Genomic DNA, 281 nt, shown 5'->3' with positions numbered 1-281 from the left:
ACATCGCCGGCCGCCTAGCGCACCGCCGACCGGTCCCCCAGCAGGCAGGGGATGGTCATGACGATGAGGTAGAGGTCCAGCCAGGACGACTGGCGCTCGATATATTCGATGTCCAGGGCGACACGCTGCCGGACGCTCTCGGGCGTGTCGACCGGACCGCGGGAGCCTTTGATCGCCGCCCAGCCGGTCAGGCCGGGCTTCATGCGGTGGCGGTGGGCGAATTCGGCGACCAGCTTGGCGGACTCGACGCCGCCGGTCTTCATGCCGATGGCGTGGGGGCG

Annotated in this window: 1 protein-coding gene; it reads right to left on the bottom strand. The window is 69.8% G+C overall.

The window, feature by feature from the left end; genetic code table 11:
* Positions 1–14: 14 nt before the first annotated feature.
* Positions 15–281: sugar transferase (locus EIK80_RS25770; protein WP_199743652.1), on the bottom strand; the 267-nt coding region annotated here is incomplete at its 5' end.

The organism is Caulobacter sp. 602-1, from assembly GCF_003931565.1.
Classification (GTDB): domain Bacteria; phylum Pseudomonadota; class Alphaproteobacteria; order Caulobacterales; family Caulobacteraceae; genus Caulobacter.
The sequence above is the reverse complement of the archived record's forward strand: the minus strand, read 5'-3'. Positions and strand labels throughout refer to the sequence as shown.